General features: G+C 47.2%; 15 protein-coding genes and 4 pseudogenes. 7 read left to right on the forward strand and 12 right to left on the reverse strand.

Annotated elements, in window-relative coordinates:
- Nucleotides 1-86: 86 nt before the first annotated feature.
- Nucleotides 87-1,295: a TerD family protein gene (locus tag NST43_RS30720; RefSeq protein WP_339221269.1), complete on the reverse strand. Its 1,209-nt coding sequence runs from the start codon at nucleotides 1,293-1,295 to the stop codon at nucleotides 87-89.
- 303 nt (nucleotides 1,296-1,598) lie between these two features.
- Between NST43_RS30720 and NST43_RS30725 the strand changes: the two genes are divergently transcribed.
- The 3 genes from NST43_RS30725 to NST43_RS30735 all read left to right on the forward strand — a co-directional run bounded on the left by NST43_RS30725 (nucleotide 1,599) and on the right by NST43_RS30735 (nucleotide 3,500).
- The gene (locus tag NST43_RS30725) at nucleotides 1,599-1,838 is read left to right on the forward strand and encodes a hypothetical protein (RefSeq protein ID WP_076085696.1); all 240 of its coding nucleotides are present in this window, start codon (nucleotides 1,599-1,601) and stop codon (nucleotides 1,836-1,838) included.
- Nucleotides 1,839-1,949: 111 nt separating this feature from the next.
- A complete protein-coding gene (locus NST43_RS30730; protein WP_339221271.1) occupies nucleotides 1,950-2,231 on the forward strand; it encodes a metalloregulator ArsR/SmtB family transcription factor in 282 nt (93 codons plus the stop codon).
- Between the two features lie 84 nt (nucleotides 2,232-2,315).
- Nucleotides 2,316-3,500, forward strand: a complete 1,185-nt coding sequence (locus NST43_RS30735; protein ID WP_339221272.1) for an MFS transporter — start codon at nucleotides 2,316-2,318, stop codon at nucleotides 3,498-3,500.
- 111 nt (nucleotides 3,501-3,611) lie between these two features.
- Here NST43_RS30735 and NST43_RS30740 read toward each other — a convergent pair whose 3' ends face one another.
- Nucleotides 3,612-3,884: a helix-turn-helix domain-containing protein gene (locus NST43_RS30740; RefSeq protein WP_339221273.1), complete on the reverse strand. Its 273-nt coding sequence runs from the start codon at nucleotides 3,882-3,884 to the stop codon at nucleotides 3,612-3,614.
- Between NST43_RS30740 and NST43_RS30745 the strand changes: the two are divergent.
- Nucleotides 3,874-4,226 (forward strand): annotated as a pseudogene (locus tag NST43_RS30745) (RidA family protein). The gene NST43_RS30740 and the pseudogene NST43_RS30745 sit on opposite strands and share 11 nt — an antisense overlap.
- Nucleotides 4,227-4,273: 47 nt before the next feature.
- Here NST43_RS30745 and NST43_RS30750 read toward each other — a convergent pair.
- The 6 genes and pseudogenes from NST43_RS30750 to NST43_RS30775 all read right to left on the reverse strand — a co-directional run bounded on the left by NST43_RS30750 (nucleotide 4,274) and on the right by NST43_RS30775 (nucleotide 7,680).
- On the reverse strand, nucleotides 4,274-4,600 hold the full coding sequence (locus NST43_RS30750) for a hypothetical protein (protein ID WP_339225565.1): 327 nt from the start codon (nucleotides 4,598-4,600) through the stop codon (nucleotides 4,274-4,276).
- Between the two features lie 298 nt (nucleotides 4,601-4,898).
- Nucleotides 4,899-5,075 (reverse strand): Dabb family protein, encoded by a 177-nt coding sequence (locus tag NST43_RS30755; RefSeq protein ID WP_339225566.1) that lies wholly within the window; start codon nucleotides 5,073-5,075, stop codon nucleotides 4,899-4,901.
- A gap of 63 nt (nucleotides 5,076-5,138) precedes the next feature.
- A complete protein-coding gene (locus NST43_RS30760) occupies nucleotides 5,139-5,504 on the reverse strand; it encodes a nuclear transport factor 2 family protein (RefSeq protein WP_339221275.1) in 366 nt (121 codons plus the stop codon).
- Between the two features lie 223 nt (nucleotides 5,505-5,727).
- Nucleotides 5,728-6,477, reverse strand: a complete 750-nt coding sequence (locus tag NST43_RS30765) for a methyltransferase domain-containing protein (RefSeq protein WP_339221276.1) — start codon at nucleotides 6,475-6,477, stop codon at nucleotides 5,728-5,730.
- Nucleotides 6,478-6,910: 433 nt separating this feature from the next.
- Nucleotides 6,911-7,126, reverse strand: a pseudogene (locus NST43_RS30770) (helix-turn-helix domain-containing protein); the annotation flags it as partial.
- Nucleotides 7,127-7,211: 85 nt separating this feature from the next.
- Nucleotides 7,212-7,680 (reverse strand): annotated as a pseudogene (locus tag NST43_RS30775) (EVE domain-containing protein).
- Between the two features lie 426 nt (nucleotides 7,681-8,106).
- Here NST43_RS30775 and NST43_RS30780 point away from each other — a divergent pair.
- On the forward strand, nucleotides 8,107-8,577 hold the full coding sequence (locus tag NST43_RS30780) for a pyridoxamine 5'-phosphate oxidase family protein (RefSeq protein ID WP_036722995.1): 471 nt from the start codon (nucleotides 8,107-8,109) through the stop codon (nucleotides 8,575-8,577).
- A 70-nt stretch (nucleotides 8,578-8,647) separates the two neighbouring features.
- Here NST43_RS30780 and NST43_RS30785 read toward each other — a convergent pair.
- Nucleotides 8,648-8,788: pseudogene (locus tag NST43_RS30785) on the reverse strand (tellurium resistance protein); the annotation flags it as partial.
- Nucleotides 8,789-8,888: 100 nt separating this feature from the next.
- Between NST43_RS30785 and NST43_RS30790 the strand changes: the two are divergent.
- Together NST43_RS30790 and NST43_RS30795 are read left to right on the forward strand one after the other, a co-directional pair.
- The gene (locus NST43_RS30790) at nucleotides 8,889-9,749 is read left to right on the forward strand and encodes a helix-turn-helix transcriptional regulator (protein ID WP_339221280.1); all 861 of its coding nucleotides are present in this window, start codon (nucleotides 8,889-8,891) and stop codon (nucleotides 9,747-9,749) included.
- Nucleotides 9,750-9,842: 93 nt separating this feature from the next.
- Nucleotides 9,843-10,640 carry an SDR family oxidoreductase gene (locus NST43_RS30795; RefSeq protein ID WP_339221281.1) on the forward strand — a complete coding sequence of 266 codons (798 nt, stop codon included), beginning with the start codon at nucleotides 9,843-9,845 and terminating at the stop codon, nucleotides 10,638-10,640.
- A 79-nt stretch (nucleotides 10,641-10,719) separates the two neighbouring features.
- Here NST43_RS30795 and NST43_RS30800 read toward each other — a convergent pair whose 3' ends face one another.
- The 3 genes from NST43_RS30800 to NST43_RS30810 form a co-directional block, all read right to left on the reverse strand.
- Entirely contained in the window at nucleotides 10,720-11,136 is a 417-nt protein-coding gene (locus NST43_RS30800) for a hypothetical protein (protein ID WP_339225567.1), read from the reverse strand.
- 217 nt (nucleotides 11,137-11,353) lie between these two features.
- A complete protein-coding gene (locus NST43_RS30805) occupies nucleotides 11,354-12,655 on the reverse strand; it encodes a helix-turn-helix transcriptional regulator (protein WP_339221282.1) in 1,302 nt (433 codons plus the stop codon).
- Between the two features lie 145 nt (nucleotides 12,656-12,800).
- On the reverse strand, nucleotides 12,801-14,204 hold the full coding sequence (locus NST43_RS30810; protein ID WP_339221284.1) for a discoidin domain-containing protein: 1,404 nt from the start codon (nucleotides 14,202-14,204) through the stop codon (nucleotides 12,801-12,803).
- Nucleotides 14,205-14,206 lie beyond the last annotated feature (2 nt).

Genomic DNA, 14,206 nt, shown 5'->3' on the forward strand with positions numbered 1-14,206 from the left:
CCAGTGAAGGACCTACCAGTAGTGCACCTATAAATTGGAAGCCATAAATATTTCATTCTCTGTGTGGTGCCTTCTAACAGATAGAACTATTTATAATCATTCAAAGGTCCCTGATCCATGATCACTTCTACCATATTGGAGTCCCCTGCCTTAAGAATCGGCCTATACTCTGAATTTGGCCTACTGTAAAGCTCCAGCGGACTTATGATAACGCCATTTGGCGTATTATGAAGTATCCCGGGTACACAGGTATAGATCGTATCATTATTATTTGCATTCTTGGCGGAGATCGTAACTGAGGTTCCATTATGATTATCTATACTCATGGACACCTTATATCTGTAAAATGAACCGGTTCCATTGGATTGCGCTGAATAAACTACAGGAACAACCGCAAGAACATCATCTCTTAGTCTTAACTTTATGACCTCTGTCTTCTTTGATTTTTTACCTCTCCCCACATCGCCCATATGCTCAACTGTCCCTTTACCATAATTTTTGAGGGGAGGTGTTCCCGTTGCACCAAACATAGCTACATCAATCTGCTTTCCATCCTTTGTATAGACTAAAGCATAAATGTCATAATCCGTTCCAGTCTCCCAAGATACCGTAGCCGTAATTTCTGGCGTTTTCTCAATGATAACCGGCTTCTGCCCTTTATCGAGATTGATCTTCCCCTTTACCTTCTCAAGGTTGATGGACATAGCCGAACCAGGTTCCTTTGATACAGGCTCTTGAATGATCTGAGGTTTAGAATGCTCACTTGGCTCATCCGCTTCTACTTCAACACCATAGTTTTTGCATAACCCTTCAAGCCCGGAATCAAATCCGCGCCAGATTGATTTTACCTTGGTCTGACCGTTCCTTAGATATAATTCAAGCACTACAATTCCATTCTCGTTCGTAAAACTGGATGGGGATAAGTGAATAATCGTATTTTGCGTACATATCTCTGCTTCCAGATTCTTCACATTCGCGAATCCTGTGCTGTTATCCTCTGTCAGAGTTACAGCTATTTTGGTTATACCTTCAGGGACCTTATCCATGTCGAAATTCAGCTTATAAACTTTGGTATTACCGGCTTGCTCGGCTGGTAAAAGCGTGGCTACACCTGAGGAACTTGTGGGCTGATTATAAAAGATGATTCCGCTATCTCCTTGCACCTTATCAGCATCCGTTAAGAGGAAGGCTGTTAAAGAAACGTCTACCAGAGTAGAGATTTCGTGGCTAATCGTAATGCTACCTTTTGCGGCACTTAAAGTTGTATTTGCTCCCATTTGCAGAAATTGATTCACTCTAACCACTCCCATCCATTTAATGGCTCGTGCTGTCTCAATAATATTAACACAGGGAGGAAATACTTGGGATATAAAACTATAAAGGGCCCCGTTGAGTTAACCGGCACAGTATAATACTCCCCTAATCGCGTCCCGTCAAGAAATAATTTGAGAATGAGCGGCATAGCGAGGGAGACCCCCTTATGTTATTAAAATAGGAATGGATTCCCGAGTATGCAGAGTGATATCGCTTTTTCCAATGGGGCCAGTGTCACGTAAAATAGTCTTCAGATCAATGAGAAATACGGAAGGGAGATCTGTATGAATAGCGTGGACAAAATCAGATTTTCACTCTTTTTCGGGGAAGAGCCCGAGGCAGCTTGTTACGGGTATATAGAGCGGAATCGGGATGGTCATATGATCGCGCTCTACAATAGTAATGGTGAGGAGATCGATATGTATGGCGGACATCAATTTGTCAGGGTACAGGCGCTTGGCAAATTTGATGATGAAGACCGCGATAATTTCTACTCCTTGTTAGAAGGTGATGGTGTAGGGTAACCAGTAGGATTGACAAACAGCCGAATTTTCACTTTACACCGCAGTCTTTAAGTGGTAATATCATTTCTATAATTCCATAAATATAGAAATGATGGTGGAAAGGAGACTGTAATGGCTGATGTCGATCACGATCTGGTGCAAGCTGTCAAAGTATACAAGGCTCTAGGGGAGCCTACACGGCTAAAAATAGCCTTAATGCTAATCAAGCAAGAGAATCAATGCGTTACCGCGATCAGTGAACAGCTTGGTCATGTAGCCGGTTCAACGTTATCCCATCATCTCAAGCAACTGACGGAATCGGGTGTAATCCAGGCGCAAAAGAACGGTTCGTTTATTCACTACAGCGTTGATCAAGAAGTGGCAAAGAAGTTTGCGCCATATTTACTGGCGTAAATTTTTTTTAGTAACATTTCTATATTTTTAGAATTATAGAAAAACAACAAGAAAAGCTAAAGAATTTGAAAGGGGAACAATCAAATGATTAAATCTTGGAAAGTTTATATTTTAGCGATTATCAGTTTTTTAGTGGGAACCTCGGAATTTGTAATAGCCGGGATATTGGATCTGGTGTCCAAAGATGTAGGCGTAACTATTGCTGCGGCCGGCCAACTCATTTCGGTTTACTCCATAGCTTACGCAGTGGGTACTCCGATTCTCATTGCGGCTACCTCCAAACTAAGCCGGAGAACACTTATGCTGGCTGCTTTGGCGCTGTTTTTTATAGGGAATTTAATTACGGTGTTCTCGACGGGCTATCCCATGCTTGTTGGTGCGAGAGTGATCTTAGCGCTTAGTACAGGTGTCTTTACCGTGGTTGCCCTAACAGTTTCTGCTCAAATTGCCGGGCCTGGAAAACAAGGCACCGCCATAGCCACGATCATGATGGGATTTAATCTATCGCTTATTTTAGGCGTTCCTCTGGGAAGAGTCATTGCCAGCACCTACGACTGGAAAATAATTTTTTATGGAATCGGCGCTCTTAGTTTTATCGCCATGCTGGTCATTTTAATGGCATTGCCCAAGTCACAGGGAGAAGCCAATGTACCTCTTAAAGAACAACTCGCCCTGTTGAAAAGACCGCAGCTCTTATTCACCTTGTCGATTAGCTTCTTTTGGATGGTCGGTTATACGGTCGTTTACACGTTTATTACACCATTTCTGTTGGACATTACGGGCATGAGCAATGGGATGGTGAGCATCGCGCTATTTTCATTCGGCATAGCAAGTTTGTTGGGCGCCCAGGCTGGAGGATTTGGTGCAGATAAATTAGGTATTCCGCGTACGCTGAATGGAAGCTTGATTATCCACGCGGGTATTCTGATCCTTATGACCCTCTTTGCCCATACATCCTTAGCTGTCTTTCCGTTGCTGCTGTTATGGTCGTTTTTTGCTTGGTCTACGGGGCCCATTCAACAAGTCTATATGATTAGCTTGGCACCAAGCGCAGCGGGAATTCTTCTGAGCTTGAATACCTCCTTCATCCAGTTGGGGATTGCTGCCGGAGCTGCCATTGGCGGTCTTGTGGTGGAGAGTCTTTCCTTACAGTCCATCGGCGTGGCTGGCGCAATAGGTGTTGCCATCGCACTCCTCCCGGCTATATTATCGTTCTCGATGCGAAGTCAGTCTGCGAATGGGATACAATCCGATACAAGCAAACAGTGAAACAAGGCTTATTGACGGATTAATCTACGGCTGAAAATGGAAAAACATCTGTATAGATTTCATTCCGATCTTCGGCCAAAAGTTACTCTTAAGCGCTTCATACCGTGAACCTCACCGATTCTGTGCTCCCCACTCGCACAGCTGCTCCAACACAGGTAGAAGGGTCTGCGCTTTCGGTGTCAGCGAATACTCCACTTTGGAAGGAATCTGCGGATACTCCACGCGCTTCACCAGCCCGTCAGCCTCCAATTCCTTAAGCTGCGCGCTGAGAACCTTGTACGTCACCGCTCCGAGCTGTCTCTGCATTTCGTTGAACCGAATCGGGGGTTTGGCGGACAGCAGATACAGAATCGCCATCTTCCACTTCCCGCCGATCACCGACATTCGAACGTACAACCATAACCTCTGGGATCACGGGATTTCGCAGGGGTACCTTGTCGACAACACGCTGTATATCTCGGGACAGTTCTCCCATAATGCGGAGGGCAACTTCGTCGGAGCAGGCGATATTCAGGCACAGATGACGCAGACGCTGAAGAATGTGGATACCGCGCTACAAAAGTTCGGAGCGACAAAGGATAATCTGGCTTACGTGGAGCTGTATCTGACGAATACGCAGGAGCACGGGGAAACCGCGATCGGCCGGCGGGGAGCATGATCGGGGTGACTTACCTGGTATTTCAGGAACAGTGGGTAGAGGTGCGGGCTGTGGCGCATGTTGGCTAAGAAAAAGAGACAGGGTTCAATTAAACAACGCTACTGGCAGAGTAATGTCAGTAGCGTTTTAGAATTTGCGGAATCTCTCCATCAGAGTAGTAGCGGATTGCCTTACCCGTTTTTCCAGCATACTCAATCTCATTTCTTGTGCTGTTGCCAATGTAGCCATTTACATCAATCACGAAGATTTCGTCAGAAATATCAATCTTTCTAAAATGCAGATCTCCCAGTAACTCCGCTTGTTCTTCCGTGATTTCAAAACCTATAGTTTGTTCAAAGAAGGCTAAACTAATCACTATGTTTCCTTGTAGTGTAAGAAATGCATTAGCTTGTTCAAATTGCTCCTTGAATTTTGTAGAACCGCATAATGTAATTATTTTCATAAGCATATCCTTCCTGAGCCGTTTTAGGTGTTTTTTCAGGTAACCCGTACACTGTTCGAATTCTTGCTGAAGCTTGGTTAACCACTTGCCTTCATATAGCACTTCAACCCAGCTATGAATGATCTCCTGGGGAGATAATTGGTAATACCACCCTTTCATTGCCCCCTTTTGCAGTTTCTTATCAATGGAAAATCCGTGCATACGGCATGGCAGCACCATACTCTTCACTAATGAAGAACATGGCGCTGTTAATATTTCGCAGTTATGCGACTGAAGAGACATTGGTAGCTAACTTCTATTAGATTGAGCAGCAGACAGACGCCTGTATTTCCAGAACCGTACCCATCCACCTGGCGACTTCCTGATGGGCCGGGTGGATAAGGTATTCATCCATGTCTTCTAAGGAAGCAAACTTGGTGATCAGGATCAAATCGTATGCTGAAGGACCAGGGCGAACATTAGCTTCAGCTTCAATAACACATGATTTAGTATCATCTTTGGGTTCCCCATGTTCCTTATCTGATTGGCCTTTGTCTACTTAATCCGATCCTTTAGACAGCCGGATCGCAAGCTGCTTAATCTTATCGTTGCGAATCTGAAAATTAAAATCCAAATAGAGAGGGTCCGGGAGGCCGGTTTTGTCGAAATCCCCGTCAACCTTAAAAACCACCACGTTTTCTTCCCCATGCTGTTTATCCTGTATGGGTTCAAGTGTTATGTTAGCTCCAAAATGATATTCGGCACTCCATTGTTTTATAGCAGCTTTGCCTGCCCACTCTTTACCTTCATCGAGAACAAGTGCATCTTTCGAAAAGCAGTCGACATAAGCATCCGGATCGGGTTTATTGGTAGCGGCTATAAAATCTAGTATAACTTGCGGAAGCAGATTAAGATTAGGCTCCATATGATCAACTCCTTTGTAATCTTTGAATACGAGGCTAGTGTAACCCACAGAACCTGACAGCTGCGTGTCTAGTTATCTGTAATATTTATTTGTTCAGGATAAACCTGCCCGATAAGGGAATACCTCAACTGAGCTTCAGATACTGAAGTAGAGGGGTATCTTTCACTTTTTTGATTGATTCACATTCAGTTGATTGAATTGATATAAAATTGAAATAGTTAGCTTATTTCTTTATACATTTGATGATAATGGTTGGAGGACTTAAACGTGCCTTCATCCCCGAATACCATGTAGTCGGTGAACTTTCGTCTGTCTCAGGAACCCGTGATTCTTCAATTACCCGTTCTATAAAAAAGCCAGCATTTGAAAGTTCATTTAATATTGTGCTGACTTTTCGATGGTGCATGATCACGGGTACTCCACGCCAAGTTACCTTATAAGGTCCTTCGGAATGATAGGATTGAGTATAGGTCATTTTGTCATCCTCATACATCAGTCTGCTTTGTATGGGATGTTCCCAACTAAATACCAATACCCCGCCGTTTTTTAGTCTTTTGTAGATGTTAGATAGTGTCCGTGCCATATCGACTGTCCAGCCTAATGCATAAACAGAGAATACGATATCAAAATATTCACTGGGCAAGTCATCTATGTTTTCCATAGACATTTGTTGTATGTTCCCGGTCAATCTGTTCTCCTGGAGCAGTTCCTTAGCGTAATTAACCTGAGTCGTCGATAAATCGATTCCCCAGACATCCCCTGCGCCTCTGCTTGCCATGTACAAAAGCGAGTGTCCACTGCCACAGCCTATCTCAAGTACTGTCTTGCCAGCAACATCACCTAGAAGATGCAATTCATCCTCTGTGGGTGCATATGGCCCATATTGCGGCAAAGCATGTATTCCAAAATATTGATCAGCTACTTCATCCCATCCTGCTTTGTTGATCTCAAGCATTTCTTTCTGATCTTGCATGACTTCCCCTCCTATTGGTCTTCTTTAGTGCATCTATTACCCCTGCCTTATGTGATCGACGTTCCGGTTCATCAGATGTCGAACCACCCTACCAGGAGATCATTCATTGCTGGGTTGAAATGCTATATGAAGATAAATGGTACCAACGTGCAAAAAGAAGGAATCGTTCAGGATTTCGGAATTTACGACAGTACCTTTTGTATTACACTGGCCGTAGCCATCCTGCAACCATGCTAATCATTCAGTCATAAATTATCCTTACCTCCTGCTTCAATAACCGCTCAAATTCAGCACCATTAATCATAAAATATGAACTACACTTAAGCTACGGCAAATAGCACAAACCAATGGCTTGCGCTTTTGTTTCTAATTAGCATGCCTACAATATCCTGAATATCAGATAACAATCGCTAAAACTCCGCGCCGTTGATATTTAGCAATTCTTGACTCCCCAGTCGCACAGCTGTTCCAGTGCAGGCAACAGTTTCTCCGCCTTATCCGTAAGACTGTATTCCACTTTTGGCGGCACCTGCCGGTACTCCTTCCGCTCAACCATCCCATCTGCTTCCAGTTCCTTGAGCTGGGCGCTTAAGGTCTTGTACGTAATTGCCCCAAGCTGTCTTTTCATTTCATTGAAGCGAACCGGCTGCTTCTACATCTCCGGCCAATTCTCTCACAATGCAGCAGTTGAATTTGTATGTAGATTAAGCAAGTCAAGTTAAAAAGGCCATCCTTTACAGGATGGCCACATGCATTGCTTCCGCGATAATCAAGAAATCTTCACGGCTTATTCCGAAGTGGCCGGTACGGAAGGGGTAGCCCCAATTCCGCTGGCCACGTGTGAAGGCCAACCGATCAAGTAAGCCCTTGATTCTCGCCTCCTGGCAGGGAACATATTCAATATTCCTACGGTAAGGTACGAACGTCGCGGACATCGCATATTCGTATACACGGTCGTCCATAACCCGGCCAATGGCGGTGAACGCTTGCAGCGGCTCGCCTTCTCCTATCTCCATGCGGGGAGAATAATACACAAGCCAATCCCCAGGGTGCATCCTGCGTAACGGCGCTGCTTTACCACATCTGGGCAAAGCCGCCACTAACGCCCCCCTGCGCGTGGTTCGCTGAGACGACCCCTATCCAATATGAAGGACTTCCATTTTCCGTATCCTCGAATTTACGCAACGTTTCTTTCGTATCCATTACCGAACGCAACTCCTTTTTACTTAAGCTGAATCCAGTATACTAAAACGCTACTGACAGCGGTTTGTCAGTAGCGTTTTAGTGAGGCTTTCGAACAGAACTTCCTTATTATTGAAATATCTTATCCCGTTAGTTTACAGCCTAGCGAGTTCGAAATTGTACCAAGACAGATAAATGCATAAAACTGCCTCTGCAAAGTAGATTATGGAAATTTTAAGATTTCTCCGCATTAGCATACTTACGATATCCTGAATATCGCTCTCTGCTGAGGTGACCAAAAACTCTTCATTCTGATATGCAAACAGCTGAACCAAATTAACTTCAAGCGGCGATTTAATTTTTTTATCGTATTATTCTTCACATGCTCCAAGACTTTACAATGATAAACTTGTTAATATGCCTTATGAGACTTTAGGAGGGAATATAATGAGCAAATACGACGAAGCCATGAAGCTGCTGGAAGAACAAGTGGGGAACAAGGACGGCCTAATCTCTTTGTCCACCATCGCGCTGGAACCGGGGGCCAATGGCACAAGCCGTCCCGCCGCCCGCATTGTGGATGCCTATTATGAGGACGGCGCGTTCTACACCGTCACTTACGCGACCTCAGGCAAGATGCAGCAGATCGCCCAAAACCCCGAAGTCGCCGTATGTATCATCGTCGAGAACTTTACGGCAGATGGTATCGGTGAAAACCTGGGCTGGGTATGTGACGAGAAAAACGCCGGGATGATGACCAAGCTGCGCACAATATTCGCCGATTGGTATAACGAAGCCAATAACGATGAGGACCCTAACACATGCCTGCTGCGCATCCGCCTGACCAAGGGCCTGTGGAATGACGCCCATAAAGGGATCAGAAATGAGATTGATTTTGTCAATAAGACGGCAAATTAAGCGGTCTGTGTCATTTAAAGAAACCTGCGACAGCCACTCCCCCCAATTAGAGCGTCTCGACCAATTTCTTCGAAAATCCCGTGCTATTATCCTCTGTCAGAGTTACAGTTATTTTTGTTATACCTTCAGGGACTTTCCCCATGTCGAAATTAATTTTATGAACTTTTGTATTGCCCACTTTCTCGGATGGTAAAAGAGTAGCTACACCCGTTGTTTATGGATGAAACTTTCCATATAATTGACCTTACTTAAGCGGGTATAATCTATGTATGTCACAGTGAAGATGGAACGCTAGAGGAGGCAACGCCTATATGGAGAAGCATGATTTTTCATCCGCACTGGGGGAATTCATCAAATCGCGCAGACATCGGCTTCAGCCTGAACATGCGGGAATCAAGCCCTTGCCTGGCCGAAGACGTACTCCGGGACTTCGAAGGGAAGAAGTCGCCTATCTGGCCAATGTCAGCGTAACTTATTATACCTGGCTAGAACAGGGCCGGGAGAGGAATCCTTCCCCGGAAATCTTGTCCAACATCAGCCAAGCGCTGCAACTGGATGCAGACGAGCGGAAGCACTTATTCGACCTGGCCGCACCTGATTCAATCAGCTTCAGCATGACCCGGAGTTCAGAACAACCCGATACCGGATTTTTGCAAAACCTTGTGGATCAAATGCGTTATCCTTCTTTCGTTGCCAATGAGTTTGCCGATATGATCGTCTGGAATCGGGGAGCGGAGCTCGTTGTCGCGGACTTCAGCCGATTGCCGGAAAGCGAACGAAACATGGTGACGCTGGTGTTTCTGGATCCGGAGTACCCCAAGAAACTTGACAACTGGGAAGAATTTGCCCGTTTCATGACGGCGTTAATCCGGGCAGGCTTCGACAGCAACAAAAACAACCCCATGTACATGGAACGATATGAGCGTCTTAGACAGAATAGCGAAGACTTCATACGGTTGTGGGAGTGGCATGAGATCCGGCAAAAAAGCTCTGCCCCGGTCCATTATCTCCTTCCAGGCGGACAGGAATTGTCATTCACGATCCATTGCGCGGCCCTCGATAATAATCCGGGACTGCAATGGTGCTTCTTCGTTCCTACTCCTGGTTCGGGAACGGAAGAGCGGCTAGCGGACCTGCTGAAGCAAGACGCCGAAGGGCGGCCGCAAGCTTAGCCTGTTAGTTCCGTTAATAGTAAAGAGGCACAGTGGTTAGCCCCTTCTATCGTTGGTATGATCATAACCATATCAAGACGAGGGGGCTGTGTCATGAATACATATTCATATCAGGGCAAGCTGGCAGTGGTCACCGGGGCTTCATCCGGAATTGGCGAAGTGTATGCCGGGGCGCTGGCGGCACGAGGCTGCCATGTCGTACTAGCTGCACGCTCAGCCAAGAAGCTGCAAGCATTGGCCGGCGAAATTCAACGTAAGCATGGGGTGCAGGCCTATGCCCTGCCCTGCGATTTGTCCAAAGCAGGTGCCCCGCGCCAGCTAGCCGAATCCATTGCAGCGCTCGGCCTAACGGTAGATATTCTAATTAATAACGCAGGCATTGGCACACATGGCCGCTTTGAGGAGATCGATCCAGAGCGCGAGCAAGCGGAAATTATGCTGAACACCGCGGCTCTTGTCGACCTGACGCATCATTTTCTGCCCGGCATGCTGGAACGCAAGGAAGGAGTCGTCGTCAACGTGGCTTCAATGGCCGCGTTTGCACCTTGCGCCTATTCGGCTGTCTACGGTGCAACCAAGGCTTTCGTGTTATCTTTCTCCGAAGCGTTGTGGGCCGAAACCCGTGGACGCGGGGTGCGCGTCCTTACCCTTTGCCCGGGTGCGACGGATACAGGATTTTTCGATGCTGTCGGCAGCAGGGACATGGCGGCAGGTAGCGCATTGTCCACTCCAGAGAAAGTCGTTCAAGCCGGATTTCGCGGAATCGACAAAGGCAGCAGTTATATCGTCGGCGGGCGAAATAATTACCTGGCCGCTCAGATGGGCCGTTTTCTTCCCCGGCACAGGGCAGCTATGCTAATGGAACGCATCTCGCGCCCCAAAGAACATTGAGGAACCCAATTTAGATGCCATTCTCACGCGTTGTTCACCGTAATGTATCTAAGCATAAAGTACGGTTTGACTCCAAAGCTTACGGCAGCAGTCCCATATACATAAGCTCGGACGGATTAGCCGGGTTGTGGCCCAAGCCGACTCGATCTCCCGCGCGCGGAATTTGGATTTTCGATACGAGCGTTTCCAATGTCTTCTGATACGTGCTCCCATCGTTCTCCGTCACGTTCAACACGAGGATGACGATCGGATCGAAATTGATGAGCTTTCCCGTATCCGTTACGGATACGACGATGGCGGTTGCGCTAAGCGGCACGGTGCCGCTCGATGCCAATTGCGCCTGTTTTGCCGTATCCAGACTTTGGTTGATGAGATCCCTATGTTCTTTGGAGACCATAGTTTTCATAACCAGCCCCGACATTCCTTTGTTCATTAGCTTTTCTGCCTGCTCCAGACGATCCTGCGGTTCCTTCTTCTTTCCGAACAATCCCCACATACGCTTCACGCCTCTCCTCGTTTGATTTGTCGTTGTATTTCCAATGTATACGATTGCCAGTAAACCTGACAATAGTATCGGCGACATACAAACAAGTGAGGGATAACGCGGGTTTTCCTTCCAATTCACGTTGCGTTTTTCCCCAAATAGGGCTTTCTTGCAAAACTGCGGGCCTCAGACGTTATTCAAGACTCCACTTGGTTCAACATTTTTGTATTTAAACCTGACGGGAAGGCCCTCCCCCGCCGTTATTCCTTAATAGATACACCAGCTTCCGATAATACATGGACGATTCCTTATAGCGGCGGCCTTCCTCACACACGACCGCCAACGCTTCGTACAGCTGCTCAAGACGCATCGCATGCTGGTTGGCTTCGAAATAAGGCAAGCATTCCAGCGCACGGTTTTGAAATCTCTCCATGTCCCCTTGGGACAGCGCCAGCTGGCTCTCATAGAAAGCCAACGCCATCTCCTGATCCGTATTGGTTCCGGACATTCGCAACCGCTCAATCCCTTGCAGGAGCAATCCCCAATTTTTCTGGGCAAAAGCGGCCTCACACCGATAAATGGTCGTAACCGGCTCTAGCTTCTTCCGGGTTTCCTCCGGCTCATTTGCGATCATCGCCTCGAAACGGGCGATTTCGTCCAACGCTTTATCCAGCTCTCCAGTCATCGTCAGCATAACGATCCGGTTGTTCATAATCGCCGTGACCACATCGCCTGGCTGCTGCAAATAAACGAGGTTGGCTTCGGCCATCGAGAGCGAATGCAACGCTTCCTGCACAAGGCCCATCGCGAAACAATAGCCGCTGTATGCCACATACAGGCCGGATAGACGGTGAAACAGCCGATCATCGACGACTTGCCGCATGGTCTGCTCGAATACCTGTTTCGCCTGCTCGAACTGCTTCAGCAGGATGCATGCTTCCATCCTGATGTTTTGCGCCATCAACCATACTTCCGTCCCCGGTTCCACAAGCCCGCTTAAGCGGTTCACATCATTCAGTACGTCGTAGTAACGGCTTTTGGAGCGGAAATACTGGATTTTGTACAGCAGAAGCGCTTTTTTTAAGGGTACCGGTAGATCAACTTCGTCGGGCCTTCCGTACTTCTCCAAATAATGATTCAAGTAGGACTGATGCAAGTAGTCGTAAGCGGTCAGATCGTTGATTTGCTGATAGTATACGGCTTTCATAAGGGCAGTCGTCAACTCTACGACGAGCACATCATCCCGATCGTCCAGAGCATCCACGTAGCTATCGGATACCGCCCCCCCGGACATCGTCTGGAAAATGTGCTCCGCCCGCTGCAGCGCCTGCTCATCGGCAGTTGCTGCGGCAGTCAAATAGGTGACGGGGACGCCGAGACGGCCCGCGATATGCTCCGACAAATCGTCGGCTAACGGATACCTGCCAGCCAATATGTTGGCAAAATGGGCCTGCGTAACGAGTCCCTCCACGAGGTCTTTCCTCGATATTTTCTTCTTCTTGCACAGAAGCTCGATGCGTTCCTTGAGCATAAGATTCTCCTCTGCCCTTTCATCAGTTATTCATATAAGCAAGTATACTATAACTTTTGAGGTGGATCAGGAATAGGAGCGGTTGAGCGCGTTGAATGTGAGAATCATTGAAGATCCAATACCTGCATCCGCATACGTCGCAATGTTAGGTTGTAAACCCTGGTCCGTATACCTCAAACTCATAGATTCTTGCCGCAGCATTCGTGGTTTGTGTAGGTACCGTTACGTTAAGCTTAATATATCGGGCCGATACTGCTGTTATATTGTCTGCCGTAATACCGAGCCTATTGTTGGTTACATTGACCACCGTGTTCCAGTTGGTACCATCAGTGCTGACCTGGATATTGTAAGCCTTCGTGTTATAGGAGGGAGTCTCTCCGCCCTCCGCTGCGTGCTTGATAACAAACCGGTTCACTTGCTGCACGGAGCCGAGATCAAGCTGCAGCCAGCGGTTGCCGGACTTGGAGCACCATTTACTGTCATTGATGACGCTGCCTTCCACGGCTTTGGCTGCAGTCTGCGAGACATTGCATGTGCTGTCAACCGTCGCCGGTTTATTTAATGCCACATTTGGAGGTCCGTATACCTCAAACTCATAGATTCTCGCCGCAGGGTTTGTGGTTTGCGTAGGTGTTGTAACATTCAACTTGATATATCTTGCCGATACTACTGTTATATTGTCTACCGTAGTGCCTTTCGTATTGTTGGTTACGTTAACTGCCGTGTTCCAGTTCGCACCATCATTACTGACCTGAATATTGTAAGCCTTCGTGTTATAGGAGGGAGTCTCTCCGCCTTCTGCTGCGTGCTTGATGATGAATTGGTTCACTTGCATCACGGAGCCAAGATCAATCTGCAGCCAGCGGTTGCCAGACTTGGAGCACCATTTACTATCATTAATGACGCTGCCTTCCACAGCTTTGGCCGCATTCTGCGAAGCGTTGCACGTACTGTCCACTGTCGCGGGTCTATTCAATGCTAAATTCGGAGAACTCACTATTATCGTGTACGTAACCTTATTCGCTCCAGATTTCGAGGTTACGATGACCTTCATGCCCGTCTCCAGTGTCGTTGCTTTCGTTATTCCGTCTGCATTGTAAATCTCGAACGTTGCATTCGCCGCTGGCGTGATCGCAGCCTTCAACGCAGCTAGATTAATGCCATTTCCGACAGTGATCGTCTCATTCGTTGTCCCGCCGGCACTCACCGTGCCAATCGCCGAGGTCAAAGTAGCCGCGCACAGCACGTTGGCTCCCTGGGCGACCCATTTTGCATACAGCGTTAGGTCTCTAGTAATTAGATCTGACTCCTTATAGGCCTGCGTCAGCGCACTATCATAGTACCAGCCTTCGAAGCTGTAGCATTCCTTCACCGGAGTATATTGAAACACCACTTTACCTCCGGATGCCGACACAAGCTGTGGGCTAATCGCCGAGCCTCCGTTCGTCTCATAGGTCACGACTAGTTGGTTGGGGCTACCCCCTTGATCGCCTCCGGCAATTGCCGGAGCCCCTAATGACATTACCGAAACGATGATAGCTATCATCATCA

Source organism: Paenibacillus sp. FSL H8-0332 (assembly GCF_037963835.1).
GTDB classification, from domain to species: domain Bacteria; phylum Bacillota; class Bacilli; order Paenibacillales; family Paenibacillaceae; genus Paenibacillus_AQ; species Paenibacillus_AQ rhizoplanae.